The 25,517-nt window shown below is 74.5% G+C and carries 25 protein-coding genes and 1 riboswitch; of the genes, 3 read left to right on the forward strand and 22 right to left on the reverse strand.

Going from position 1 to position 25,517, the window contains the following annotated elements:
- Positions 1 to 12 precede the first annotated feature (12 nt).
- Positions 13 to 141 (forward strand): hypothetical protein, encoded by a 129-nt coding sequence (locus tag RMN56_RS00225; RefSeq protein WP_313721754.1) that lies wholly within the window; start codon positions 13 to 15, stop codon positions 139 to 141.
- Positions 142 to 231: 90 nt separating this feature from the next.
- Here the strand turns inward: RMN56_RS00225 and ribH are convergent, their stop codons facing one another.
- The 7 genes from ribH to rpe form a co-directional block, all read right to left on the reverse strand.
- Positions 232 to 729, reverse strand: coding sequence for a 6,7-dimethyl-8-ribityllumazine synthase (ribH, locus tag RMN56_RS00230; protein WP_313721755.1), 498 nt, complete (start codon positions 727 to 729; stop codon positions 232 to 234).
- A gap of 2 nt (positions 730 to 731) precedes the next feature.
- Positions 732 to 2,000 (reverse strand): bifunctional 3,4-dihydroxy-2-butanone-4-phosphate synthase/GTP cyclohydrolase II, encoded by a 1,269-nt coding sequence (locus RMN56_RS00235; protein ID WP_313721756.1) that lies wholly within the window; start codon positions 1,998 to 2,000, stop codon positions 732 to 734.
- Positions 1,997 to 2,692 (reverse strand): nicotinamide riboside transporter PnuC, encoded by a 696-nt coding sequence (gene pnuC / locus RMN56_RS00240; RefSeq protein WP_313724614.1) that lies wholly within the window; start codon positions 2,690 to 2,692, stop codon positions 1,997 to 1,999. The genes RMN56_RS00235 and pnuC overlap by 4 nt, the downstream gene beginning before the upstream one ends.
- Positions 2,692 to 3,303, reverse strand: coding sequence for a riboflavin synthase (locus tag RMN56_RS00245; RefSeq protein WP_313721757.1), 612 nt, complete (start codon positions 3,301 to 3,303; stop codon positions 2,692 to 2,694). The genes pnuC and RMN56_RS00245 overlap by 1 nt, the downstream gene beginning before the upstream one ends.
- A 1-nt stretch (position 3,304) precedes the next feature.
- Positions 3,305 to 4,366, reverse strand: a complete 1,062-nt coding sequence (gene ribD, locus RMN56_RS00250; protein WP_313721758.1) for a bifunctional diaminohydroxyphosphoribosylaminopyrimidine deaminase/5-amino-6-(5-phosphoribosylamino)uracil reductase RibD — start codon at positions 4,364 to 4,366, stop codon at positions 3,305 to 3,307.
- A 170-nt stretch (positions 4,367 to 4,536) separates the two neighbouring features.
- A riboswitch (FMN riboswitch) is annotated at positions 4,537 to 4,709 on the reverse strand.
- 81 nt (positions 4,710 to 4,790) lie between these two features.
- The gene (locus RMN56_RS00255) at positions 4,791 to 5,819 is read right to left on the reverse strand and encodes a GGDEF domain-containing response regulator (RefSeq protein WP_313721759.1); all 1,029 of its coding nucleotides are present in this window, start codon (positions 5,817 to 5,819) and stop codon (positions 4,791 to 4,793) included.
- A complete protein-coding gene (rpe, locus tag RMN56_RS00260; protein WP_313721760.1) occupies positions 5,749 to 6,429 on the reverse strand; it encodes a ribulose-phosphate 3-epimerase in 681 nt (226 codons plus the stop codon). Before rpe ends, RMN56_RS00255 begins: the two co-directional genes overlap by 71 nt.
- Before the next feature lie 259 nt (positions 6,430 to 6,688).
- On the opposite strand from rpe, the gene RMN56_RS00265 reads away from it, so the two are divergent.
- Positions 6,689 to 7,576 carry a septum formation family protein gene (locus RMN56_RS00265; protein ID WP_313721761.1) on the forward strand — a complete coding sequence of 296 codons (888 nt, stop codon included), beginning with the start codon at positions 6,689 to 6,691 and terminating at the stop codon, positions 7,574 to 7,576.
- A gap of 88 nt (positions 7,577 to 7,664) precedes the next feature.
- Complete coding sequence (locus tag RMN56_RS00270) at positions 7,665 to 8,555, forward strand: septum formation family protein (protein WP_313721762.1); 891 nt, start codon at positions 7,665 to 7,667, stop codon at positions 8,553 to 8,555.
- 43 nt (positions 8,556 to 8,598) lie between these two features.
- Here RMN56_RS00270 and RMN56_RS00275 read toward each other — a convergent pair whose 3' ends face one another.
- The 15 genes from RMN56_RS00275 to RMN56_RS00345 all read right to left on the reverse strand — a co-directional run bounded on the left by RMN56_RS00275 (position 8,599) and on the right by RMN56_RS00345 (position 25,470).
- Positions 8,599 to 10,335: a M28 family peptidase gene (locus RMN56_RS00275; protein WP_313721763.1), complete on the reverse strand. Its 1,737-nt coding sequence runs from the start codon at positions 10,333 to 10,335 to the stop codon at positions 8,599 to 8,601.
- A gap of 213 nt (positions 10,336 to 10,548) precedes the next feature.
- Positions 10,549 to 12,105 (reverse strand): RsmB/NOP family class I SAM-dependent RNA methyltransferase, encoded by a 1,557-nt coding sequence (locus tag RMN56_RS00280; protein WP_313721764.1) that lies wholly within the window; start codon positions 12,103 to 12,105, stop codon positions 10,549 to 10,551.
- A complete protein-coding gene (gene fmt / locus RMN56_RS00285; RefSeq protein WP_313724615.1) occupies positions 12,102 to 13,028 on the reverse strand; it encodes a methionyl-tRNA formyltransferase in 927 nt (308 codons plus the stop codon). Before fmt ends, RMN56_RS00280 begins: the two co-directional genes overlap by 4 nt.
- A 5-nt stretch (positions 13,029 to 13,033) precedes the next feature.
- Positions 13,034 to 13,594, reverse strand: coding sequence for a peptide deformylase (gene def, locus RMN56_RS00290; protein WP_091263792.1), 561 nt, complete (start codon positions 13,592 to 13,594; stop codon positions 13,034 to 13,036).
- 42 nt (positions 13,595 to 13,636) lie between these two features.
- Positions 13,637 to 14,881 carry a cytochrome P450 gene (locus tag RMN56_RS00295; RefSeq protein WP_376787301.1) on the reverse strand — a complete coding sequence of 415 codons (1,245 nt, stop codon included), beginning with the start codon at positions 14,879 to 14,881 and terminating at the stop codon, positions 13,637 to 13,639.
- 113 nt (positions 14,882 to 14,994) lie between these two features.
- The gene (locus RMN56_RS00300; protein ID WP_313721767.1) at positions 14,995 to 15,978 is read right to left on the reverse strand and encodes an AAA family ATPase; all 984 of its coding nucleotides are present in this window, start codon (positions 15,976 to 15,978) and stop codon (positions 14,995 to 14,997) included.
- 226 nt (positions 15,979 to 16,204) lie between these two features.
- Positions 16,205 to 18,289 (reverse strand): primosomal protein N', encoded by a 2,085-nt coding sequence (locus tag RMN56_RS00305; RefSeq protein ID WP_376787255.1) that lies wholly within the window; start codon positions 18,287 to 18,289, stop codon positions 16,205 to 16,207.
- Between the two features lie 59 nt (positions 18,290 to 18,348).
- Positions 18,349 to 19,539: a methionine adenosyltransferase gene (gene metK / locus RMN56_RS00310; protein WP_262287260.1), complete on the reverse strand. Its 1,191-nt coding sequence runs from the start codon at positions 19,537 to 19,539 to the stop codon at positions 18,349 to 18,351.
- 97 nt (positions 19,540 to 19,636) lie between these two features.
- The gene (gene coaBC, locus RMN56_RS00315; protein ID WP_313721768.1) at positions 19,637 to 20,845 is read right to left on the reverse strand and encodes a bifunctional phosphopantothenoylcysteine decarboxylase/phosphopantothenate--cysteine ligase CoaBC; all 1,209 of its coding nucleotides are present in this window, start codon (positions 20,843 to 20,845) and stop codon (positions 19,637 to 19,639) included.
- 15 nt (positions 20,846 to 20,860) lie between these two features.
- Positions 20,861 to 21,124 (reverse strand): DNA-directed RNA polymerase subunit omega, encoded by a 264-nt coding sequence (rpoZ, locus tag RMN56_RS00320; RefSeq protein WP_007075826.1) that lies wholly within the window; start codon positions 21,122 to 21,124, stop codon positions 20,861 to 20,863.
- Positions 21,125 to 21,170: 46 nt separating this feature from the next.
- Entirely contained in the window at positions 21,171 to 21,704 is a 534-nt protein-coding gene (locus RMN56_RS00325; protein ID WP_313721769.1) for a nucleoside/nucleotide kinase family protein, read from the reverse strand.
- Between the two features lie 25 nt (positions 21,705 to 21,729).
- Positions 21,730 to 22,047, reverse strand: a complete 318-nt coding sequence (gene mihF, locus RMN56_RS00330; RefSeq protein ID WP_013285515.1) for an integration host factor, actinobacterial type — start codon at positions 22,045 to 22,047, stop codon at positions 21,730 to 21,732.
- Positions 22,048 to 22,226: 179 nt separating this feature from the next.
- Entirely contained in the window at positions 22,227 to 23,063 is an 837-nt protein-coding gene (gene pyrF / locus RMN56_RS00335) for an orotidine-5'-phosphate decarboxylase (protein WP_313721770.1), read from the reverse strand.
- A gap of 85 nt (positions 23,064 to 23,148) precedes the next feature.
- The gene (locus RMN56_RS00340; protein WP_313721771.1) at positions 23,149 to 24,423 is read right to left on the reverse strand and encodes an adenosylmethionine--8-amino-7-oxononanoate transaminase; all 1,275 of its coding nucleotides are present in this window, start codon (positions 24,421 to 24,423) and stop codon (positions 23,149 to 23,151) included.
- Between the two features lie 30 nt (positions 24,424 to 24,453).
- Entirely contained in the window at positions 24,454 to 25,470 is a 1,017-nt protein-coding gene (locus RMN56_RS00345) for a quinone-dependent dihydroorotate dehydrogenase (protein ID WP_313721772.1), read from the reverse strand.
- Positions 25,471 to 25,517: the final 47 nt, after the last annotated feature.

Consider the following 25,517-nt stretch of genomic DNA (forward strand, 5'->3'; position numbering starts at 1 on the left):
GGTTTCAGCAGCGTGCTCGGGCTGGTCGTGCCGTCGCCGGTCTTCCAGACCACCTGGCTGGTCGGGCTCTACGCCTGGGTGCTGTGGCCGCTGCTCGCGTCGATCGCGTTCGCGGTGCGCCTGCGTCGCCGACGCCGCTGAGGCGCTGACACCCGGGCAGCGCGGAAACGCCGACGGGCCGCCCGAGGGCGGCCCGTCGGCCGTGTGTGTGGGGAGTCGTGTCGCGTGCGCTCAGGCGCCGAAGCCGACCCGGTGGGCGTTGGCGTCCAGGCCGCGGACGGCCAGCGCGGCGTCCAGCGCCGCCACCGTGGCCGCCCAGCCCTTGTCCTCGGCCGAGCCGGGCAGCCCGGCCCGGTCCCGGGCCTGCTCGATGGTGTCCACGGTGAGGACACCGTGGGCCACCGGCTTGCCCTCGTCCAGCGCCACCCGGGTCAGCCCCTCGGTGACCGACTGGCAGACGTAGTCGAAGTGGGCGGTGGCGCCCCGCACCACCACGCCGAGGGCGACCACCACGTCGTACCGGCGGGCCATCGCCTGGGCCACCACGGGCAGCTCGACCGAGCCGGCCACCCGGGCCACCACGGACCGCGCGCCGCACGCCTCGGCGGCGGCCACCGCCCGGTCGACCATGTGGTCGGTGAGGTCGCCGTGCCAGCGTGCGGCCACGATGCCGACGGTCAGCCCGCCGGCGTCCACCGCGGTCACGCCCGGTTCGCCGAATCCCGCCATGTCTACGCTCCGATCTCGTCGCCGGCGACCGGGCGGCCCATCGGCGCCTCGGTCACCTCGTCCAGCCCCTCCAGGAGGTGGCCCATCCGGTCCCGCTTGGTCCGCAGGTAACGCACGTTCTCCGGGTTGGACCGCACGGGCAGCCCTTCCCGGCCGCTCACCGTGAGGCCGTAGCCCTCCAGGCCGGCGCGCTTGGCCGGGTTGTTGGTCAGCAGCCGCATGGAGCGGACGCCGAGGTCGTAGAGGATCTGCGCGCCGGTCCCGTAGTCCCGCGCGTCGGCGGGCAGCCCCAGGTCGAGGTTCGCGTCCACGGTGTCCCGGCCCTGGTCCTGGAGCTGGTACGCCTGGAGCTTGTGCAGCAGGCCGATGCCGCGCCCCTCGTGCCCGCGCACGTAGAGCACCACCCCGCGCCCCTCCTGGGCCACCCGGGCCAGCGCGGCCTGCAACTGCGGGCCGCAGTCGCAGCGCAGCGAGCCGAAGACGTCCCCGGTGAGGCACTCGGAGTGCACCCGCACCAGCACGTCCCTGCCGTCGCCCAGGTCGCCCATGACGAGCGCCACGTGCTCGGCGGTGTCGTGCTCGGCGCGGTAGCCGAGCGCCTGGAACACCCCGTACGGGGTGGGCATCCGCGCCTCGGCGACCTGCTCGACCTGCTTTTCGGTGCGCCGCCGGTAGGCGATCAGGTCGGCGATGGTGATCAGGGTGAGCCCGTGCTCGGCGCAGAACTTCTCCAGGTCGGGCAGGCGCATCATGGTGCCGTCGTCGTTGACCAGCTCGCAGAGCACGCCGGCGGGGCGCAGCCCGGCCAGCCGGGTCAGGTCGACGGCCGCCTCGGTGTGCCCGGGGCGGCGCAGCACGCCACCCTGGCGGGCCCGCAGCGGCACCACGTGCCCGGGGCGGGCCAGGTCGGTCGGGCCGGTCGACGCGGCGGCGAGCAGCCGGATGGTGTGCGACCGGTCGGCCGCGGAGATGCCGGTGCTGACCCCCTCCCGCGCGTCCACGGTCACCGTGTACGCGGTGCCCCGCCGGTCCTGGTTGGTGTGGTGCATGGGCGGCAGGTCCAGCCGGTCGCACTCGCTCTCGGTGAGCGGCACGCAGATGTAGCCGGAGGTGTAGCGGACCATGAACGCGACCAGCTCCGGGGTGGCCAGCTCGGCCGCGAAGATCAGGTCGCCCTCGTTCTCCCGGTCCTCGTCGTCGACCACCACGACGGGCCGGCCGGCGGCGATGTCCGCCACCGCCTGCTCGATGCTGCCGAAGGTGCTGCTCATGCCACGGCCTCCGAGTACGTCGACGGGATCGGGGTGCGGGCGGGCGGGGTCGCCCGGGACGTGCGCCACCAGGCGTACAGGCCGGCGAGGCAGAACCCGCCGTAGACCAGGTACATGGCGGCCGAGGGGTAGAAGCCGCCCTGGAGCAGCAGCGGCACGCCGACCGCGTCCACGGCGATCCAGATCAGCCAGAACTCCACCCAGCCGCGGGCCATGCCGTAGGTGGCGAGCAGGCTGCCGACCAGGATCCAGGCGTCCGGCAGCGGCCCCCACGAGCCGAGCGCGGCGAGCACCGGGTACGCGGCCGCGGTGCCGACCGCCGCCGCGGCGAGCAGGCCGAGCCGCTCGCGCCAGGTGGCCCAGCGCGGGACGACCGCCGGCTGCTCGCCGCCGCCGGAGCGGCGGTTGCGCGACCAGCGCCACCAGCCGTAGACGCTGACCGCGAAGAAGAAGACCTGCCGGCCCGCCTGGCCGTAGAGGTCGTGCGCCTGCGGGGTGGTGAACACCCCGCCCAGGAAGACGGTGAACAGCAGCGCGTTGCCGATCATGCCGACCGGCCAGGCCCAGACCACCCGGCGCAGCCCGAGCAGCGCCGAGGCGAGGCCGAAGACGTTGCCGACGATCTCCCGCACCAGCACCGGCGAGCCGGCCACGTGCACCTGGGCGTCGAGCAGCCAGCCGAGCGGGCCCATCATCGGGCACCTCCGGCCGCGCGCTCGCCGAGCAGCCGCTCGACGTACTTGGCCAGCACGTCCACCTCGAGGTTGACCGGGTCGCCGACACCCTTGGCGCCGAGGGTGGTGAGCTTGAGCGTGGTGGGGATCAGCCCGACCGAGAACCAGTCGTCGCCGACCTCCGCGACGGTCAGCGAGATGCCGTCGACGGTGATCGAGCCCTTCTCCACCACGTAGCGGGACAGCAGGGCGGGCAGGCGGAAGCGGACCGTCTCCCACTGGGCGGCCGGCTCCCGGGACAGCAGCTCGCCGACCCCGTCGACGTGCCCCTGTACGAGGTGGCCGCCGAGGCGGCTGTTCAGCGCGGCGGCCCGCTCCAGGTTGACCGGGTCGCCGGGGCGCAGCGCGCCGAGCGCCGTGCGGCGCAGGGTCTCGCCCATCACGTCGGCGGTGAAGGTCCCGCCGTCGACGTCGACCACGGTGAGACAGACCCCGTTGACCGCGATGGAGTCGCCGTGCCGGGCGTCCGAGGTGACCAGCGGGCCGCGGACCGCGACCAGCGCCGAGTCACCCCCGGTCTCCGTGGTCCGGACGATCTCGCCCAGTTCCTCGACGATGCCGGTGAACATGTCAGGCCTCCCTCTTCCGGGGCAGCGCGGTGATCCGCAGGTCGGGGCCGACCTGCGTAACGTCGGTGAGCTCCAGGTCGATGGCGTCGGCGATGGTGGTCACGCCGGCGTCCAGCAGCGCGGTCGGGCCGGCGCCGAGCAGCTTCGGCGCGACGTACCCGACGATCTTGTCGACCAGGCCGGCGGCCAGGAACGCGCCGGCCAGGGTGGGACCGCCCTCCAGCAGCGCGGCCCGCACGCCGCGGTGGTGCAGCTCCGCGAGCAGCGCCGCGAGGTCGACCCGGCCGTCCGGGCCGGCGCCGACCTCCGCGGCGGTGGCCACCCAGGTCCGGGCGGCGCCGTCGCGGACCCGGGCCTGGGCCGGGGTACGCCCCGAGCTGTCCACCACCACCCGCAGCGGCTGCCGGATGGCCAGGGTGCCGTCGCGCAGGTTGCGGGCCGTGAGCCGGGGGTCGTCGGCGAGCACGGTGCCCACCCCGGCGATCACCGCGTCGACGGTGCCGCGCAGGGCGTGCACGTCGATCCGGGCCGCCTCCGAGGTGATCCACATGCTGGTGCCGTCGGCCGCGGCGGAGCGCCCGTCGAGGGTGGCCGCGTACTTCCAGATGAGGTACGGCCAGCCGCGGCGCATCGAGGTGAGCCAGGCGATGTTGCCCGCCTCGGCCTCGTCGGCGCGTACCCCCAGGTCCACCTGGACGCCGGCGGCGCGCAGGGTGGCCGCGCCGCCGGAGGCGACCGGGTTGGGGTCCGGGACGGCGACCACCACGCGGGCGACGCCGGCCGCGATGAGGGCGTGGCTGCAGGGGCCGGTGCGGCCGGTGTGGTCGCAGGGTTCCAGGGTGACCACGGCGGTGCCGCCGCGAGCGCGCCGGCCCGCCTGGGCCAGCGCGACGATCTCGGCGTGCGGGCCGCCCGCGTAGGCGTGGAAGCCCTCGCCGACGACCTCGCCGTCGGCGTCCAGCAGGACGCAGCCGACGACGGGGTTGGGGCTGGTGGTGCCGAGGCCGCGGGCGCCCAGCGCGATCGCGCGACGCATCGCCTCGTCCACGGAGACGCTCGCCATCGCCAGCCCTGCCCTCTCGCTCGCCGGTCGCGCGCGGGCGGGTCGGGGACAGAACGGCACGGGTGCCGCGGACACGCGGCGGCGGAGATCCGGGGACGGCACAGCCGACCCCGGGGAGCCCACGCGGCGGCTGAGGGTGCTCAGCGCCCGGCAGGGCTCTCCCCCGTCCCGCGCGCTGTCTCCCATCCGGACTTTCTGGGGGCGGACGAGCCGCACCCCAACCGTCGGCCCCGGATTCTCACCAGGTCCACCGTCCGGCCAAAGCCGTCCGGGTCGCGGGCTTACCACGGTCGGACCGTGGATCACCGCCGGTTCGGAATCTCACCGAGCCCCGCCAGCGCGTGGTGGGTACACCGGAAGTCTTACACGCCGGGCGGCGGGTCGCGCCACAGACGCGAGCTACCTCACAACGGGGGACGGTTCGTCACGTCACGCCCCGGCGGCGGTCGACCGCGACGTACGACCCGGGTTGGCTCTTGGCGACCGTCTTCATCTCGGAGGCCACGGCGATCGCCTCCAGGGGATCCGTGAAGCGTTTGCCCGCGTCGGAGAGGGAGACCCCGATCGAGAGGGTCACCAGGGCGGCCCGGCGGATGTTGCCCCGCCGGTCCTTCAGCTCGACGAAGCCGCGCTCCCGGTCGGTCGGGTCGTAGAGCGCGTCGGCGGCCTTCTCGAAGTCGACCACGGCCCGGCTGGTCAGCGGCCGGACCTGGGACGGGGTGCACACGATGACGAAGTCGTCGCCGCCGACGTGGCCGAGGAAGGCCGGCGGGAGGCCGATCGAGACCACCGCCCGGTGCAGGCTGCGGGCCAGCGCCGAGATGAACTCGTCGCCTCGGACGAAGCCGTAGCGGTCGTTGACGCTCTTGAAGCGGTCGATGTCGATGTAGCCGACGGCGTAGTCGACGCCGCTGCGCACCCGGTCGCTGATCTCCCGCCGGATCCGGCTGTTGCCGGGCAGCCCGGTCAGCGGGGAGACCTCCCGGAACTCCTTGTTGCGGCGCAGCGTGGAGCTGACCCGGGCGACCAGCTCGGCGGTGTCGAAGGGCTTGACCAGGTAGTCGTCGGCGCCCGCGCTGAGGCCGTTGACCTTGTCGGAGGTCATCCCCTTGGCGGTCAGCATGATCACCGGGAGGGCCGAGGTCATCGGGTCGGCGCGCAGCCGGCGGGTCAGCTCCAGCCCGTCGATCCGCGGCATCATGAGGTCGACCACGGCCAGGTCCGGCCGGTGCCGCTCGATGACCTCCAGGGCCTCCTGGCCGTCGCCGGCGTGCAGCACCTCGAAGCCGTGCAACCGCAGGTTGAACTCGACGAAGCGGGCGATGTCCTCGTCGTCGTCGACGACCAGGATCACGTCGGGTCGGTCGCCGGCCGGGTCCACCTCAGGCCCCGGTCGTCGCGCGTTCCGCCAGACCGCGCAGCCGGCGGACCGCCTCGGCCGGGTCGTCGGCACCGTAGACCGCGGTGCCGGCCACGAAGGCGTCGGCGCCCGCCGCGGCGGCCTGCTCGATGGTGTCCGCGGCGATCCCGCCGTCCACCTCGATGCGCAGCTCCAGGTGGCCGCTGGCGACGTGCCGCCGGGCGGCGCGCACCTTGTCGAGCAGCTGGGGGATGAACCGCTGGCCGCCGAAGCCGGCCTTGATCGTCATGATCAGCAGCGTGTCGAAGCTCGGCAGCAGGTCCAGGTACGGCTCGATCGGGGTGTCCCGGTCGATCGCCAGCCCCGCCTTCGCACCGGCCGAGCGCAGGTCCTTGGCCAGCGCCACCGGGTCGTCGCACGCCTCGGCGTGGAACGTCACGTTGTACGCCCCTGCGTCGGCGTATCCGGGCGCCCAGCGGCGCGGATCCTCGATCATGAGGTGCACGTCGAAGGGAAGCTGGGTGGCCGCCCGCAGGCTCTGCACCACCGGCAGCCCGATGGTCAGGTTGGGCACGAAGTGGTTGTCCATGACGTCCACGTGCAACCAGTCCGCGGCGTGCTCGACGGCGCGGACCTCGTCGGCGAGGCGGGCGAAGTCGGCGGCCAGGATGCTGGGCGCGATGATCAGCGGCGGTACGGTCACCGCGCCAGTGTACGAAGGCGGTCACCCGGCGTCCGCAGCGCGGCTCCGCCGGCAGCCCGCTGTGACCCGGTCGTGACCCGGCGTGCAGAATCGGCCGGCCGGGCGCGGAAAGTCGGTACGAAAAGTCATCCGCGACTGGCCGAACGATCGAAACAGGACGAAACTCCTACAGGGACTGTCACATATGCTGCACGCCCGGTCGCGCGGAACACCGCACGGACCGCGGCGACCGGCTGTCATCTCCCGGGAAGGGCGGACGATGCGACGGTGGCTCCTGGCGCTGGCGCTGGCCGGCACGGCGACGGTGGTCCTGACCGGCTGTGTCCCACCGCACCGGGCCGACGGGGACCTCACCGACGACTGGGCCGCGCTGCCGGCGCCGCGCCTCTTCGTTCCCGCCACGGAGGCCTGCCTGCCCCGGCTCACCCCCGTGGTGCACGCCGCCACCTACGAGACGGTCGACTGTGCGGGCAGCCATCTGGCCGAGACGGTGCACGTCGGCACCTTCACCGGACCGGCGGCGCAGGGCCCGCGGCCGGAGCCGGGCTCGCCCGGGCTGCGCGCCGCCCGCGCCGAGTGCGACCAGCGGGCCCGGGAGGTGATCGGCGGGGACTGGCACTCGGCCCGCCTCACCCTGAACATCGCGCTGCCCCCGGTGACCGCCTGGGTGAGCGGGGCCCGCTGGTTCCGCTGCGACCTGGCCGAGACCGACAGCATCGACAACACCCGGCCCGTCAACCGGGCGGGCAGCCTGCGGGGCGCCATGGTGGGCGACAGCCCGCTGGTGCACCGCTGTTTCGACCCGAAGCTGATCGGCGAGAACCTGAACTACATGGCCCCGGTGCTCTGCACCGAGCCGCACCGGGCCGAGTTCGTGGGCGTCTTCGAGGAACGCGACATGAGCTGGGCGGACTTCAACCGGTCCGCCGCGCAGGTGCACCGCCGCTGCATGGCGCTGATCGCCGCGTTCGCCGCGGTGCCGAACAACGCCGACCTGCCCTACCGGGCCGGTTCCATCTTCTACCCGCCGTCGCAGCGCGAGTGGGAGGAGGGCGACCGGGGGGTGCGCTGTTTCCTGTGGAGCGACGACCGGAAGCTGACCCGGTCGATGCGCGGGGCCGGCCCGGAGGGACTACCCGTCAGCTGAGCCCCCGGTGTCGTATGCTGCACCGCCGAGGCGTACCCGGTGCTCCGCGCCGGTCGGGCGACCACGGACGACGGGGAGGTCGGTCGGGATGCGGCGATGGTGGGCGGCGCTCGCCGTGGGTGTCACGGCGGTGTTGGCGCTCGGCGGCTGCGGCGCGCCGGCCGGGGTCGACCGCGACCTGGCCGACGACTGGCCCGCCTTCGGCGCCCCGGCGGCCTTCGTGCCCCAGGCCGGAGCCTGCCACCCCACCGTCCAGGACGTCGGCTACCTCAGCGGCTGGAACCCGGTCGACTGCGCCGCCGCGCACCGCGCCGAGACGCTGTACGTGGGCACCCTGACCGGCCCGGACGCCGGGCGCGGCGCTCCCCCGCGGGCCGGGTCGTCCGGCGCCCGGACCGCGCACGCCGAGTGCGCCACCCAGGTCAACAAGGCGGTCGGCGCCGAGTGGCGCTCGGGGCGGCTGCGGCTGTCGGTGGTCTTCCCCTCGACCCTGGCCTGGACCGGTGGGGCCCGCTGGTTCCGCTGCGACGCCTCCGAGGTGGCCAGCCTGGACGACGGCAGCGTCATCGCGCGCCGCGGCAGCCTGCGCAACGCCCTGAAGGCGGGCTCGCCGCTGGCGCTGGGCTGCTTCAACCCGAAGCTCAGCAAGGACGAGGTGGAGGAGATGCGGCCGGTCGCCTGCACCGCCAAGCACCACGCCGAGTTCGTCGGGGTCTACCGGTTCCCCGACCTCAGCTACGCCGAGTTCCAGCGCACCACGCTGCGGGCGCACAAGGGCTGCCGCGGGCTGATCGCGAAGTACGTGAAGGTGCCGAACAACAGCGACATGGTCTACCGGGCCGGCACGATCATCTACCACCCCTACGAGGAGGAGTGGCAGGACGGCGACCGGGGTGTGCAGTGCTTCCTCTGGGTCTCGGACCGGACGCTGACCCGCTCCCTCAAGGGCGGCGGCAGCAAGGCCCTGCCGGTCACCTGAGCGGGCACGGGGTGGGCCCGCGGGCCCACCCCGTGCGGGTCGCTCAGCCGACCTGGAGCGTCACGTCGTCGACGACGAAGCTGGTCTGGAGCGAGGAGTCCTCCACCCCGGTCCACTTCAGCGTGACGGCCTGCCCGGCGTACGCCGCCAGGTTGAAGCTGCGCTGGGCGTAGCCGCTGGCCGCGTTGAGGTTCGAGTACGTGGCCAGCGTGGCCGTGCCGACCTGCACGGTCAGCTTGTCGTACGCGGTGCTCGTGGTGGTCTCCGCGGTGTCGATGTGCAGCCAGAAGGACAGCGTGTAGCTGGCGCACCCGGCCGGGATGCTCACCGACTGCGACAGCGTGTCGGTGTGGGTGCTGCCGTAGCCGTCCAGCCACGCCTTGTAGGAGCCGGTCCGGGCCGCCTGGCTCGACGAGTTCGTGATGACGCCCGAGCTGGCCGTCCACGGCGTGCTGCCCGACTCGAAGCTGCTGTTGCCGATGAGCTGCCCGCCGGCGCAGCCGCCGGTGCCGGTCACCCTGAGGGTCCAGCCGGTGGTGCGGGTGACCGAGCCGGTGCCGGTGACCGTGATGGTGAAGGTGCCGGTGGTCGCCGTCGCGGAGGCGCTGACCGTCATGGTGGCCGAGCCCCCCGAGGTGACCGAGGACGGGCTGAAGCTCACCGTCACCCCGCTGGGGGCGCCCGTGGCCGACAGGCTCACCGTCTGAGCGCTGCCGCTGGTGGTGGCGGTGCCGACCGTCGCGGTGGTGGAACCGCCCCGGGCGACGCTGCCGGAGGTGGGGCTCACCGCGACGGAGAAGTCGTTGGTCGGGGTGCCGCCGCCGACCGCGAGCTGCCAGATCGCGTACGCCACACCGTCGGCGCTGCGGTTGAGCACCGTGGCGCTGACGTTGGCCGTGGTGTCGCAGGAGCGGTGGTAGCAGGAGTCGTACGCCGAGTTGGCCGTGCCGCCCCACTTGCTCGCCTGGGCGCTGGTCTTGCGGGCGCTGGCGCCGGCGGCGTACCCGGAGGTCGGGATGCCGGCCTGCTGGAAGGAGTAGTCGTCGGAGCGGCCCTGGCCCTCGACGTTCTCCTCCGGCTGGAGGTTCAGCGAGTCCCAGTACGCCTTCAGCGGCGCCGCCGTCGTGGAGGTGAGCCGGTTGATGAAGTAGCCGCCGTTGGTCGAGCCGACCATGTCGAAGTTGTAGTAGCCCTTGATGGCGCTCTTCTGGGTGGCGGTGAGCGAGTTGACGTAGAACTCCGAGCCGTTGAGGCCCTGCTCCTCGTCGGTCCACCAGGCGAACCGCACGCGCTTCGTCATGCTCGGGTTCTGGCTCGCCAGGACCAGCGCGTTCTCCAGGAGGGTGGCCGAGCCGGAGCCGTTGTCGTTGATGCCCGGGCCGGCGGAGACGCTGTCCAGGTGGGCGCCGAACATGACCACCTGGTCGGCGGGGCCCTGCGGCCACTCGGCGATCAGGTTGTTCGACCGGTAGGTGCAGGTGGTGCAGACCTGCTCGGAGACCGTGTAGCCGGCGGCCTGGAGCTTGCCCTTCACGTAGGCGACCGAGGCGGTGTAGCCGGCCGAGCCGGCCCGCCGGTTGCCCCCGTTGCTGCTCGCGATGCTGTTGAGCTGGGTGAGGTGGGCCTGGACGTTGGTCACCGAGATGTCCGGCGCGGCGGCGGCGAGCGCGGGGGCGGCGCTGATCGGGGTGGCGCCGGCCGGTGCGGGGGCGGCCAGGGTCGCCGTCACGGCGGCGAAGAGGGCGAGCGCGAGGCCCGCGGTCGGCGTTCTGCGTCTCATGGTGACTCCTCGTGGGGGTCGGCGGGACGTGCTGGCGGGGGTGGCGCGACCCGTGGGCCCCGGTGGGAACCTCGGGGTCGAACTGATCGGAACAGTTACATGTATCGATGTAAGAGTCAACGGTGCTGTCACATGACACAAAGCGGGACCGGCGTCGCCGGTCCCGCTTATGTGTTCACCTGTGGACATTCGGCCCGTCGACCGGGCCCGCCCTCAGCCCCGGCGCAGCACCGCCAGGAACATCGCGTCCGTGCCGTGCCGCTGCGGCCACAACTGGACCGTGGGGCCGTCGCCCAGCCCCGGCATGCCGGCGGGCAGCAGCGGGCGGGCGTCGACGAAGTCGACCGGGAAGCCGCACCGGCGGGATGCCTCGGTCACCGTCACGTGCGTCTCCACGGTGTGCGGCGAGCAGGTCACGTACGCGACCAGGCCACCGGGCCGGACCGCGCGCAGCGCGGCGGTGAGCAGCTCCCGCTGCAACCGGGTCAGCGGCGGCAGGTCCGACGGCTGGCGGCGCCAGCGCGACTCCGGCCGGCGGCGCAGCGAGCCGAGGCCGGTGCAGGGGGCGTCCACCAGCACCCGGTCGAAGTGCCCCTCCGGCAGCTTCGGATCGGCACCGACCGTGCGCCCGTCGGTGTGCACCACGGCCACCGGCAGGCCCCGGGTGGCCTGGGCGACCAGCCGGGCCCGGTGCTCGGCCACCTCGACCGCGGTGAGCCGTGCGCCACGCTCCGCGGCCAGGGCGCCGAGCAGGCCGGCCTTGCCGCCGGGGCCGGCACACAGGTCGAGCCAGCGGCCGTCCGGGCCGTCCAGCGGCGCCACCGCGAGGGCGTTCGCCACCAGCTGGGAGCCCTCGTCCTGGACGTGCGCGCGCCCCTCGGTGACCGCCGCCAGCTCACCCGGCGCGCCGCCGGAGAGGTAGACGGCATACGGCGAGAAGGCGCCGGGCGCCCCGCCGACCTCGTCGGCCAGCGCCACCGGGTCGGCCAACCCGGGCCGGGCGCACAGGTGCACCGGCGGGCGCTCGTTGTCCTCGATGAGCAGGCGGGCCGTCTCGCGCAGGTCGCCGCCGAGCGCCTCGGCGAAGGCCCGCACGATCCACTGCGGATGGCTGTACGCCAGCGCGAGGTGGCCGATCGGGTCGGTCTCCTCGGACGGGGCGAGCTTCGCCACCCAGCCGTCGACGTCGCGGCTCGCCACCTCGCGGAGCACCGCGTTGGCGAAGCCGGTGGCCCCGGGCCCCACGGTCCGCACCAGGTCCACGGTGGACGACACGGCCGCGTGCGCCGGCACCCGCGTGTGCAGGAGCTGGTACGTCCCGAGCCGCAGCGCGTCCCGCACCGGCGGGTCGATCCGCTGCACGTCCCGGCCGGCCGCGTCGGTGATGATCGCGTCCAGGGTGCCGGTGTGGCGGAGCGTGCCGTAGGTCAGCTCGGTGGCGAAGGCCGCGTCCCGGCCGGTGAGCCCCTCCTCGCGGAGCATGGCCGGCAGCACCAGGTTGGCGTACGCGTCGTCCCGGTGCACCGCCGCGATCGCCTCGAACGCGACCTGCCGGGGCAGGTCGACGGCCGGCCGGACCGGACGCCGGGCGCCACCGCGCCGGTCGGCGCCGAAGCGCCCCTCGCGTGGCGGGCCGTCGCCCCGGCGGCCCGGACGCTCGCCATGCTCCGGGCGGCCACGGTCCCGGGACCGCTCACCGCCGGTGAACCGCCCGGCGTCGTCGGAGCGGCCACCGCGGGGAGCGCCGGCGGACTCGGACGGCCCGGTCACGCGAGCACCTCGCCGGCCGCGACCCGGGCGCCGCGCGCCCAGTCGCCGGCCGACATGGCCTTCTTGCCGGCCGCGCGCACCTCGCCGAGCTGCACCGGGACGGTGCCCGTGCCGGCCAGCACCCGCGACTTCTCCACCAGCAGCTCACCGGGCTTCAGCTCCGGGCCGTTGGCCACCGCGGTGACCGGGCCGAGCTTGACCCGGTCGCCCCGGAAGGTGGTCCACGGGCCGGGGGCCGGGGTGCAGGCGCGGATCCGCCGGTCGACCGCGAAGGCCGGGTCGGCCCAGCGGACGCGGGCGTCCTCGACGGTCAGCTTCGGCGCCAGCGAGACCCCGTCGGCCGGCTGCGGCTCGGCCCGGGCGGTGCCGGCCGCCAGCGCGTCGAGCACCGCGACCAGCAGCCCGGCGCCGGAGTGGGCGAGCCGCTCCAGCAGGTCGCCGGAGGTGTCGGCCGGCCGCACCTCATCGGTGACGGTGCCGTAGACCGGGCCGGTGTCGAGCCCCTCCTCCAGCTGGAAGACGCTGGCCCCGGTCAGCTCGTCGCCGTGCAGCACGGCGTGCTGCACGGGCGCCGCGCCGCGCCAGGCGGGCAGCAGCGAGAAGTGCAGGTTGATCCAGCCGAGCCGGGGGATCTCCAGCGCCGCCGGCGGCACCAGCGCGCCGTACGCGACCACCGGCACGCAGTCCGGGGCCAGCTCGCGGAGCCGGTCGAGGAACTCGGGCTCGCGCGGCCGGGCCGGGGTGAGCACCTCGACGCCGTGCGCGTCGGCCCAGGCCCCGACCGGGGAGCGGACCAGGCCCCTCCCCCGGCCGGCGGGCGCGTCGGGGCGGGTGACCACGGCGAGCAGCTCGTGACCGGAGGCGGCGATCGCCTCCAGAGCGGGGACGGCGACGGCCGGCGTGCCGGCGAAGACCAGGCGCATGCGGGTCACCGCCCCAGGCCGAACGGGTTGCCGGCGGCGTGCGGGCTGAGCTTGACGGTCGGCGGGGCGGCCTCGTCGTACCACTCGGCCTGGCGGATCGCCTTCATGGCCTCCTTGCGACCCGCCGGGTCGAGCCGGTCGACGAAGAGCACCCCGTCGAGGTGGTCGGTCTCGTGCTGCACGCAGCGGGCCATGAGGCCGGTGCCGACGATCTGCAGCGGGTCGCCGTAGCCGTTGAAGCCCTTGGCGATGACGTTCTGCCGGCGCTTGGTGTCGAAGTAGAGCCCCGGGATGGACAGGCAGCCCTCCGGGCCGTCCTGCTCCTCCTCGTCGGGAAACTCCAGCACCGGGTTGACCAGGTGCCCCAGGACGTCGTCGACGTCGAAGGTGAACACCCGCAGGCCCACCCCGAGCTGCGGTGCGGCCAGGCCGGCGCCGCTCTGCTCGCGCATCGTGTCGGTCAGGTCGGCGATGAGCTTGCGCAGCTCCGCGTCGAAGTCGACAACCGGGTCGGCCGGCGTGCGCAGCACCGGATCGCCGAACAGACGGATGGGCTGGACGGTCACGCGGAGTGGCTCCTTGTCTGGGACGGGTGGTGCCGTACCAGTCTACGGAGTCGATCCGGTCGCCCCGGCCGGCGTACCGCGATCGGTGACCGGCGACGCCTCGTCACCCACGGTGACCGGCAGGGTGGCGTATCCGCGCAGGGTGAGCCGGACCCGCCGCTCGCTCCGCCCGGCCAGGGCGAGACCGGGCAGCCGGCGCAGCAGGAGCGGGAACGCCACCTGCGCCTCCAGCCGGGCCAGCCCCGCGCCGAGGCAGTAGTGCGGGCCGGCGCCGAAGGACAGCGGGTGCACCTGCGGGCGCCACGGGTCGAACCGCTCCGGCTCCGGGTAGCGGCCCGGGTCCCGGTTCGCCGCGCCGAGCATCACGATGAGCCAGCTCCCGGCGGGCAGGTCCACGCCGCCGTGCCGGCTCGGCTCGGTGCTCATCCGGGAGGTGAGCTGCACCGGGGAGTCGTAGCGCAGCAGCTCCTCGACGTAGCCGGGCGCGAACTCGGGGTGGTCGCGCAGCGCCGCCGCGTCGCGGGGATGGTCGAGGAGCACCACGAGGCCGTTGCCGAGCAGGTTGGTGGTGGTCTCGAAGCCGGCGACCAGCAGCACGATCAGGTTGGCCAGCAGCTCGTCGCCGGAGAGCCGATCACCATCGTTGTCGTGCGCCTGCACGAGGGCGGTGGTCAGGTCGTCGGCCGGGGCGCGCCGGCGGGCCGCGACCAGCTCGCTGAAGTAGTCGCGCAGCTCGCTCGCGCCCCGGTCGGCCACGGCCAGCTCCTCGGGGGTGATCTCCGGCTCCAGCACCCCGGTCAGGTCGGTGGCCCAGCGCCGGAACAGCGGGCGGTCGGCCGCCGGCACCCCGAGCAGCGCGCAGATCACCCCCACCGGCAACGGGTACGCGAACTCGGCCATGAAATCGACCGGCGCGCCGTCCCGGCCTCGGGCCAGCATCCCGTCGATCAGCCGGTCGGCCTGCGCCTCGACCACGTCCCGCATGACGGCGATCCGGCGCGGCGTGAAGGCGCCGGCCGCCAGCCGGCGCATCCGGCTGTGGTCGGGCGGGTTGGTGCGCAGCATCGACCGGGAGATCGACAGGACCGCGGGACTCTCCCGCCACCCCGGCAGGAACTGGTCGCGCAGGTCGTCGTCCATCACCCCGAACCGGGCGTCGCGGAGGATCGCGTCGGCCTCGGTGTAGCCGGTCACCACGTAGAAGACCGGCCCGGCCTGGACCACCGTGCCGTGCGCGCGCAGCCGCTCGTACGTCGGGTACGGGTCGACCCGCCCCGAGGGTGACATCAGCAGCGCGAGGGCGTCAGCAGGATCCACGGTCGGCCTCCCCAGGCATCGGAGGCCTTCATCATGCTCCGGTCCGCCGGATCGGGCGATCCCCTCGCCGCGCCCGCGGCCGGTCAGGCGCCGGTGCCCGGCTCCCCGGCCAGCACCGCGTCCCCGCCCAGCAGGGCGTGCTCGGGCAGCGGCAGCGTGAGACCGTGGGCGGCCTCCCAGTCGTGGATCAGGCTGGGCCGGGCCTGGGCGGTGAAGAAGTCGACCGCGCTCAGCCCGCCGACCACCGGCTCGTCGACCTCGGCGACCAGCCGGGCGGGGACCAGCGGGAAGCCGCTCTGCAGGGCGGCGCTGAGCCGGCGGTGGCCGTCGACCACGAAGAAGTACTCGCCGGTGTAGCCGATGGTCAGCGGCTCCAGGGCCTCGTCGCCGGACCCGGCCACCTCGCCGACGAACTCCGAGTCCCACAACCCGCGCAGGGTGGCGATGTCCTCGGTCGGGTAGACCCGGGCCGGGTCGAGCAGCAACAGCGGCTGGCCGTCGCGCAGCACGTCCGCGCCGAGCCGGCCCTCGTAGACGTCGATCACGTGCTGGATCACCTGCTCGGGGGTGGCCCGGGTGGTGTCGCAGACCAGGTCGTAGTTGCGCAGGCGGGCCTTGTCGACGCCGTAGCGCACGATGAACCGGTTGCGCTCGCTCTCGCTGCGCTCGCGGAGCTTGGCCTTGGCCTCCTCCATCGAGGTGTAGCTCTCCGCCGGGCCGGACGGGCGGGCCAGCACCCGCCGGGCCGCCTCGGTCGGCTCGGTGATCATGTGCACCTTGAGCGCGTCGGTGAAGAAGTGCCAGGCCAGCCGGGAGTCCATGACGAGGCTCTCGCCGGAGGCGGCGATGTCCCGCTGGAGCTGGTCGACGTAGCCGTCGACGGCCTGGTCCAGCTCCGCGTGCAGGTTGAGCTGGAGGGCGGTCATCTGCCGCTCCTGGGCCATCTGGCGGTAGAGGTCGCCGACGCTGACCCGGCGCAGCCCCAGCCGCTTGGCGATCTCGACGGAAACGGTGCTCTTGCCGCTGCCGAGGTCACCGTTGAAGACGATCGACTGACGAACGGTCACGACTGGTCCACCCCTGATCACCGGCTGATTGACATCATCGAATCCGCGTCGGCTCGACGCGCTCCCGCTTCGCCGCGCCGCGACCGTGAGCCGTCGTGCGCCTGGGCATGACGGGCGATGCTATCACGCGTCTTCCACCCATTTGCCGGACGAGGTGTGCGACAAACCGCTGCTCACGACCGTACGCGACGGCCCGGGTGCGGCAGGTCACGGGCGGTCGGCCGGCTCAGAACAGGCTGAGCGGGTCGATCTGGAGCCGGACCGGGTCCGCCGCCTTGCGGGCGCTGCGCTGCCCGGCGGCCGCGTGCAGCGCACCGGCCAGGGCGGCGGCCCGGGCCCGGGGCACCCGGACCAGCATCCGTTCCCGCCCCTCGTCGGCCGGCACCGGGCCGAGCACCTCGGCACCGTCCGGTAGCCGGGTGCCGGCCAGCAGGTCGGCCACCGCGTCGGCCACGCCGGTGACGCTGGCCATCCGCACCGCCGGCGGGAAGCCCAGCTCGCGGCGCTCGGCCAGTTCGCGGGTGGCGAACCAGGCCGAGTCCCAGCGCAGCAGCGCCTGCACGGGCGCGAGCGCGCCGTCGGCGACCACCACCACCCGGCCGCCGGCCGAGCCGGGCCGGGCCAGCGCGGCGGCGGCCAGCCAGCGGCGCAGCGTCTCCTCCCCGGCCCGCAGGTCGGCCCGGGTGAGCAGGGCCCACGAGTCGAGCAGCAGCACCGCCCCGTAGCCGCCCTCGGCCACCGGCTCCGCGCCCGGGGTGGCGATCACCAGACCGGCGCCGGCCGGCACGGCCGCGAGCACCTCCTCCCGCCCCGAGGTGCGCACCGGCACCCCGGGAAACGCCCGGCCCAGCTCCTCGGCGGTCCGCCGGGCGCCGGTGACCGACGCGCGCAGCCGCCGCCCGCCGCACTCCGGGCAGGCGTACGCGGCGGCGACCCGCCCGCACCAGCGGCAGGCGGGCACCCCGTCGGCCGACGGCAGTCCCAGCGGTCCGGCGCAGTGCGGGCAGCGGGCCGGGGCCCGGCACTCGGCGCAGGCCACCGATGGCAGGTAGCCGCGGCGGGGCACCTGCACCAGAACCGGCAGGTCGGCGCGGAGCGCGTCGCGGGCGGTGGTCCAGGCCAGGCTCGGCAGCCGCGCCGAGGCGGCACCCGGGTCGCGGGCCAGGTGCGGGTCGTCCCCGGTCGGCGCGATCGCCGGCATGCGGGCCCGCACCGTCGCCCGATCGGCGACCACCTCACGGGCCCAGCCGGTCTCCACCAGCAGCTGCGCCTCGGCGGTGCGGGCGTAGCCGCCGACCAGGGCGGCGGTCCCGCCGAGCTGGGCGCGGGTGAGCAGCACCTCCCGGGCGTGCGGGTAGGGCGCCCGAGGCTCGGCGTGCAGGTCGTCCCCGTCGTCCCAGACGGCGACCAGGCCGAGCCGCTCGACCGGGGCGAACATGGCCGCCCGGGTACCGATCACCACGGGTACGTCGCCGCGACGGGCGGCGAGGAAGGCCCGGTAGCGGCGGGCCGGTCCGGCGGCCGCGGAGAGGCAGGCGTGCCGCCCGGGCCCGAGGACGGCGGTCAGGGCGGCGTCGAGCCGGTCCAGGTCCCGGGCGTCGGCCACCACGACCACCGCGCCCCGGCCGCCGGCCACGGTGGCCGCCACGGCGTCGGCGTACCGGTCGGCCCAGTCCTCGCCGGGCAGCGCGGACCAGACGGCCCGGGGCGCCCGGCCGGCGGTGAGGGCCCGCAGGAGAGCCGGCCCGGCCGGGTAGTCGCGCCAGCCACGCGGGTCGACCGGGGCGGCATCGTCCGGGCCGGCGTGCACGGGGACGGTCGCCGGGGTGGCCGGGCCGGCGGCCTCGGCGGACGCCGGAGTGGCGGGACGGGCAGGGCCGGCGGCGGCGGCTGGAGTGGCGGGGTCGGCGGCATCGGCGGACGCCGGGACGGGCGGATCGGCGGCGGCCGGCGGGGTGGCGTCGGCGTCGGCGCCGGCCGCGTCGGTCGCCGTGACGTCCTTCTCGACCCGGGCGTGCCGGGGCGGGACGGCGAGCCGGAGCACGTCGGCGAGGCTGCCGGCGTAGCGGTCGGCGACCGCGCGGGCCAGCTCGGCCACCTCGGGCGCCAGCACCGGCACCGGGGAGACCACCTTCTCCAGGTACGCCAGCTTCGGGTGCGCCGACTCCGCGACGCGCTCCAGCAGCCAGCCGTCGACGAGCTGCCCGGCGAAGCGGACCTTTACCCGCACCCCGGGCCGGGCGTCGGCGTCGAGGGTGTCGGGGACGAGGTAGTCGAAGGGGCGGTCGAGGTGCGGCAGCGGCACGTCCACGCAGACACGAGCGACCGGCGACCCCTCGGCGGGTCGCCGGTCGCCGCGCCTGGTGCCGGTCAGGCTCCCGCGGCCGACTTGAGGTCGGCGGCCCGGTCGGTGCTCTCCCAGGTCAGGTCCGGCAGCTCGCGGCCGAAGTGGCCGTAGGCGGCGGTCTGCTGGTAGATCGGGCGGAGCAGGTTGAGGTCGCGGATGATCGCGGCCGGGCGCAGGTCGAAGACCTCGGCGACGGCCTTCTCGATCGAGGCGACCGGCACGGTCTCGGTGCCGAAGGTCTCGACGAAGAGGCTCACCGGGTGGGCCTTGCCGATCGCGTACGCGACCTGCGCCTCGCAGCGCTCGGCCAGGCCGGCGGCGACCACGTTCTTCGCGACCCAGCGCATCGCGTACGCGGCCGAGCGGTCCACCTTGGAGGGGTCCTTGCCGGAGAACGCGCCGCCGCCGTGGCGGGCGTAGCCGCCGTAGGTGTCGACGATGATCTTCCGGCCGGTGAGGCCGGCGTCGCCCATGGGGCCGCCGATCTCGAAGCGCCCGGTCGGGTTGACCAGCAGCCGGTAGCCCTCGGTGTCCAGGCCGAGGCCCTCCAGCTCCGGGGTGATGACGTGGTCGCGGACGTCCGGCGTGAGCAGCGACTCGAGCGAGATGTCGGCCGCGTGCTGGCTGGAGACCACGACGGTGTCGAGCCGGACGGGGCGCAGCCCGTCGTACTCGATGGTCACCTGGGTCTTGCCGTCGGGCCGCAGGTAGGGGATCGTGCCGTCCTTGCGGACCTGGGCGAGCCGGCGGGCCAGCCGGTGGGCGAGCGCGATCGGCAGCGGCATCAGCTCGGGCGTCTCGGAGCAGGCGAAGCCGAACATCATGCCCTGGTCGCCGGCGCCCTGCGCGTCGAGCGCGCTCTCCGACGAGCCGGTACGCAGCTCGAACGCGTTGTCCACGCCCTGCGCGATGTCCGGCGACTGGGCGCCGATCGACACGCTCACGCCGCAGGAGGCGCCGTCGAAGCCCTTCTTCGACGAGTCGTAGCCGATCGACAGGATGGTGTCCCGCACGATGGTGGGGATGTCGGCGTACGCCTTCGTGGTCACCTCGCCGGCGACGTGCACCTGGCCGGTGGTGATCAGGGTCTCGACCGCCACGCGGCTGTGCGGGTCCTGGGCGAGCAGTGCGTCGAGAATGCCGTCACTGATCTGGTCGGCGATCTTGTCCGGGTGGCCTTCCGTGACCGATTCGGACGTGAAGAGACGTGTCACGGCACTCCTAAGCATGTGAAGACTTTTAAAGGTGCTCGGCGGCAGTTTAGTCACCGTGCTCCCAGGGTGACCCGGGGAACCGGAGAGTGACCAACCGTCAGGACCGCTCCGCCAGCCGGGCGACCACGAGGTCCCAGACGGCGTCGGCCAGGTCCTCCTTGGGCTGCTCGGGCATCCGGTGCACCGACCCGTCCGCCCCGATCACCGTGGCGGCGTTGGTCTCGGCCCCGAAGACCTTGTCCACGCCGACCTCGTTGATCACGATGAGGTCGGCGCGCTTGCGGGCGAGCTTGGCCCGGCCGTTGGCCTCGGCGTCGCCGGTCTCGGCGGCGAAGACCACCAGCACCTGCTCCGGCCGCCGGCGCCGGCCCAGCTCGGCCGCGATGTCCGGGTTGGTGACCAGCTCGATGGTGGGCGCGCTGCCGTCGTCCGACTTCTTGATCTTACCGGGCGCGTACGTCGCCGGCCGGAAATCGGCGGGCGCGGCGGCCATCACCACGGCGTCCGCGTCGGCGGCCGCCTCCAGGGTGGCCTTGCGCAGCTCCTCGGTGCTGCCCACCCGGAGCAGGTCCGCACCGGCCGGATCGGCGAGCGCGACGTTGGCCGAGACCAGGGTGACCCGGGCGCCCCGGGCCACGGCGGCGCGGGCGAACGCGTAGCCCTGCTTGCCCGAGGAGCGGTTGCCGAGGAAGCGGACCGGGTCGAGCGGCTCGCGGGTGCCGCCGGCGGTGACCACCACGTGCCGGCCGGCCAGGTCGGCCGGGGCGGCGCCGCCGCGGGCCAGGGCCCGGCGGGCGACCGCGAAGATCTCGGCCGGGTCGGGCAGCCGGCCCTTGCCGGTGTCCTTGCCGGTGAGCCGGCCGACCGCGGGCTCGATCACCAGGACGCCACGGGACCGCAGGGTCGCCACGTTCGCGACGGTGGCCGGGTGCTCCCACATCTCGGTGTGCATGGCCGGCGCGAGCACGACCGGGCAGCGCGCGGTCAGCAGGGTGTTGGTGAGCAGGTCGTCGGCCAGGCCGTGGGCGGCCTTGGCGAGCAGGTCGGCCGTGGTGGGCACCACCACGACCAGGTCGGCGTGCTGCCCGAGGCGGACGTGCGGCACCTCGTGCACGTCGGACCAGACGTCGTCGGCGACCGGCTGGCCGGAGAGCGCGGCCCAGGTCGGCGCCCCGACGAAACGGAGCGCCGACGCGGTCGGCACGACCCGGACCCGGTGACCCGACTCGGTGAAGAGCCGGAGCAGCTCACACGCCTTGTAGGCGGCGATGCCGCCACCGACCCCGAGGACGATCTCGGCGGCCATCGGCGCGGGCGGGGCTTACGGCTGGTCGGTCGGCTCGGCGGTGAGCAGACCCGCGTTGATCTCGCGCATGGCGATGGAGAGCGGCTTCTCCTGGGGGGTGGTCTCCACCAGCGGGCCGACGTACTCCAGCAGGCCCTCACCGAGCTGGCTGTAGTAGGCGTTGACCTGGCGCGCGCGCTTGGCGGCGAAGATGACCAGCGCGTACTTCGAGGTGGTCTTCTCGAGGAGCTCGTCGATCGGCGGGTTGGTGATGCCTTCGGGGTTGGCGATGGATCCCACGAATTAACCTCTGCGTCGTTGTGCACCGCCCGGGGGCGGTGGCCTCTCAACCGCTCGGGCGCGGTCGGGCCGGAGCCAGGAAGGAAGAACCGAGCAAGCCTACCAGCTCCTCGGCCGCGCGCTCGGTCCGGTCGTGCACCACGGCGTGTGCGAAGGCGGCCGCGACGGCGGGGTCCGGCCGGTACGCCGGCGGGGTGAGCAGCACCAGCCGCGCGTCCGGCGCCGTGGCCCGGACGGCGAGCGCGCCCGGCAGGTCCAGCGGGAGCAGCACGGGCAGCCCCTCGGCGAGCCGGGACCGCACGCCCGCGCGCGGCACCCCGCGCCGGTACGGCCCGACCCGGCTCCACTCCAGCAGCTCGTCGGCCGCGACCATCCGGTCGAAGTCACCCGCGTCGACGAAGAGCCGGTCGACGCCGTCCACCTCGCCGGGGCGGGCCGGCCGGGTGGTCGCGGCCACCGGCACCCACACGGACGGAAAGCGCGCCCGGACCAGCTCGACGACACTCTCCCGGCCGGTCCCCGAAGGTCCGGTCAGGACAGTGAGCCGAGCCGCCGGGCGCGCCTCGTCATCCGTGCTCACCGCTTGTTTCTACACGGTGGGTCGTTCAGTTGGCGGCGAACTCTCCAAGCAGCGCCTTGCGCTGCTGCTCGCCCAGGCCACGCAGCCGGCGGCTGTCAGCGATCTTGAGCTTCTCCATGATCTGGGTGGCTCGGATCTTGCCGATGCCCGGCATCGCCTGGAGCACGGCCGAAACCTTCAGCTTGCCCACGACGTCGTCGGACTCGGCCCGCTCGAGGACGGTGGCGAGGGTGGTCTTGCCCTGCTTGAGCTGCTCCTTCAGCTCAGCACGGGCCTTGCGGATCTCCGCGGCCTTCTCCAGCGCGGCAGCGCGCTGTTCGGGGGTCAGTGACGGGAGCGGCACCAGTTCTCCTCAGGTCCCTAGTACGGCGGGCGGGGCGCACCACCGCAGCTGTGAAACGTGGTGTCGCTGGCAACCAAAGGGGTCAGTGGTTCCCAGCGCGGGGAAAACTAGCGGTCAACGGCGTTTTCGGCAACGTGGACGCGCGAAGATCAACGGAAAGTGACCGAGCCGTCAGTCAGTCACGGGGTGGCCAGGGCGGCCCGGCACTCGGCCAGGACCCGGTCGGTGGCGGCGCGCAGCGCGGCCGGGTCCGGCCCCGCACCCAGCACCTCCCGGGAGTACGACGGCAGCACCGAGGGCAGGGCGGAGCCGAAGACGGTACGCAGGTCGGCGGCCGTCGCGCCCTGCGCGCCGAGCCCCGGGGCGAGCAGCGGACCGTGCACCGCCGTAAGGTCGTGACCGGTGTCACCGATCGTCGCGCCCACCACCAGCCCGAAGCTGCCGAGCGGCTCGGCACCCTGGTTGAGCTGCGAAATCTCGTCGATGACGGTCTGCGCCACGGTGCGCCCGTCGGCGCCGACGGCGCGCTGCACGGCGGCACCCTCGGGATTCGAGGTGAGCGCCAGGACGAAGACGCCGCCGCCGTGCGCGGCCGCCAGCTCGAACATCGGCGCGAGCGAACCCACCCCCAGGTAGGGACTCGCGGTGACCGCGTCGACATACAGCGGGCTGGATGGATCAAGGTACGCCGAGGCGTAGGCGCTGACCGTCGAGCCGATGTCGCCGCGCTTGACGTCGAGGAGAACGAGCGAGCCCGCATTTCGCAACTGTCGGATAGTTGACTCAAGGATTCCAACCCCGCGCGCCCCGAAACGCTCGAAGAACGCCGACTGCGGCTTGACCACGGCCACCCGGTCGCCGATGGCCTCCACCACCGTCCGGCAGAACCGGTCCAGGCCCTCGACGTCGTCGGTCAGGCCCCAGCGGGCCAGCAGCCCGGGATGCGGGTCGATCCCCACGCAGAGCGGTCCCCGCTCGGCCACGGCCCGGTGCAGGCGGGCGCCGAAGGTCTCCATCGCGTCTCTCCCTCTCCTGGCGCGGCGCCGGGCCGCGTCGTGTCCGGCGACGTCGTCCCGCCGCCGGTGGTGCCGTCCGCCGGGCTCAGCCGGCCTTGACCGCCGCGGCCACGCCGGCCGCGATCCGTGCCACGTCCGCCTCGTCGCAGACGTACGGCGGCATGGTGTAGACGAGGTCCCGGAACGGGCGCAGCCAGACGCCCTGCGCCACCGCGGCGGCGGTCGCCCGCGGCAGGTCCACCTCGTGGTCGAGCTGCACCACGCCGATCGCGCCGAGCACCCGCACGTCGGCCACCCCGGGGGCGTCGCGCAGCGGCGCCAGGCCGGCTCGCAGGCCCTCGGCGATGCCCGCCACCCGGCCGGCCCAGTCCCCGGCCCGCAGCAGGTCCAGGGAGGCGTTGGCGACCGCGCAGGCGAGCGGGTTGCCCATGAAGGTGGGGCCGTGCGCCAGCACCCCGTCGGCGGAGATCCCCCGGGCCACCTCGGGGGTGCAGAGCGCCGCGGCCAGGGTGAGGTACCCGCCGGTGAGCGCCTTGCCGACGCAGAGCACGTCCGGGGCGACCCCGGCGTGCTCGGCCGCGAACATGGTGCCGGTCCGGCCGAAGCCGGTGGCGATCTCGTCGAAGACCAGCAGGATCCCGTGCGCCCGGGTCACCTCGCGCAGCACCCGCAGGTAGTGCGGGTGGTGGAAGCGCATCCCGCCGGCGCCCTGCACCACCGGCTCGACGATCACCGCGGCGAGTTCCCCGGCGTTCCGTTCCACCGCGTCCACCAGCGCCGCCTCGTACGCCGGGTCGGGCGGGGTGTCGAAACCGGACGGTGGCACCGGCGCGAACACCTGCCGGGGCAGCACGTCGCCCCAGAGGTGGTGCATGCCGCCCTCCGGGTCGCAGACGCTCATCGGGTGGAACGTGTCGCCGTGGTAGCCGCCGCGCCAGGTGCCCAGCCGGCGGCGCTCCGGCCGCCCCAGCGCCCGCTGGTACTGCAGGCACATCTTCACCGCCACCTCGATGCTGACCGAGCCGGAGTCGGCCAGGAAGACGTGCTCCAGCCCGTCCGGGGCCAGCTCCACCAGGGTCCGCGCCAGGCGTACCGCGGGCTCGTGGGTGAGGCCGCCGAACATGACATGGCTCATCCGGCCGAGCTGGTCGGTGACCGCCGCGTCCAGCACCGGGTGCCGGTAGCCGTGGATCGCCGCCCACCAGGACGACATCCCGTCGACCAGTTCCCGGCCGTCGGCCAGCCGCAGCCGCACGCCCTCGGCACTGTCCACCACGTACGGTGGGCTGGCCGGCGGCAGGGCCGCGTACGGGTGCCAGACGTGCCGGCGGTCGGCGGCGAGGATCTCCTCGGGCGTCACGGTTCTCCTTCGTGGTGTCCGGCCGCCCGGTCAGTGCCGGGCGGCCGCCCGGGCCACCGACCGGACCAGGGCCGGGCCCCGGTAGATGAAACCGGTGTAGAGCTGGACGAGGCTCGCCCCGGCGTCGAACATCCGGGTGGCGTCGTCCGGGTCGAGGATGCCGCCCACGCCGATCACCGGCAGCCGGCCGCCGGTCTCGCGGTGCACGAAGGCGACCACCTCCCGGGCGCGGTCGGTCAGCGGGCGGCCGGAGAGGCCGCCGGTCTCCGCGCCCGACGCCCGGTCGGCCGGCGCGAGCCCGTCGCGGGCGAGGGTGGTGTTGGTGGCGATCACCCCGGCTGCGCCGCGGTCGAGGCAGACCTCCAGCAGCTCGGCGACGGCCGGCTCGGTGAGGTCGGGGGCGATCTTCACGAGCACCGGCTTCTCCCCCACGAGGGCCGCGAGCAGCGCGTCCAGGTGGGACCGGTCCTGGAGCGAGCGCAGCCCCGGGGTGTTCGGTGAGGACACGTTGACCGCGAAGTAGTCCCCGTGTCCCTTGAGTGCGCGGTGGGAGGCCAGGTAGTCCTCGACCGCCTCGTCCAGCGGGGTCACCTTGGACTTGCCGAGCGAGATGCCCAGCGGGACGCCGAGCGGGCGCGGCAGCGCCGCCAGCCGGGCCGCGAGGGCGTCGGCGCCGGCGTTGTTGAAGCCCATCCGGTTGACCACGGCCTCGCTGTCGCGCAGCCGGAACAGGCGGGGCCGAGGGTTGCCCGGCTGGGCGTGCGCGGTGACCGTGCCGACCTCGACGAAGCCGAAGCCCAGCGCCGGCCAGGCCGGCAGCGCCACCCCGTTCTTGTCCATCCCGGCCGCCAACCCGACCGGATTCGGGAACTCCACCCCGAACACGGTCCGCGGCGCCGCCCGGAAGTACCGCGCCCGCAGGGCCGCCAGCACGCCCGGCCGCCGAGCCACCCCGGAGAGGCGCGCCAAGGTCCACTCGTGCGCCGCCTCGGCGTCCCCGCCCCCGATCCCGAACAACCGGGGCCGGACAACCTTCTCGAAGATCACCGTCCGCCCACCCCCGCTGCGTCGATCATGAGGTTGACGGCGAAGTC

The sequence above is a fragment of the Micromonospora halotolerans genome (assembly GCF_032108445.1).
In the GTDB taxonomy this organism is placed as follows: domain Bacteria; phylum Actinomycetota; class Actinomycetes; order Mycobacteriales; family Micromonosporaceae; genus Micromonospora; species Micromonospora halotolerans.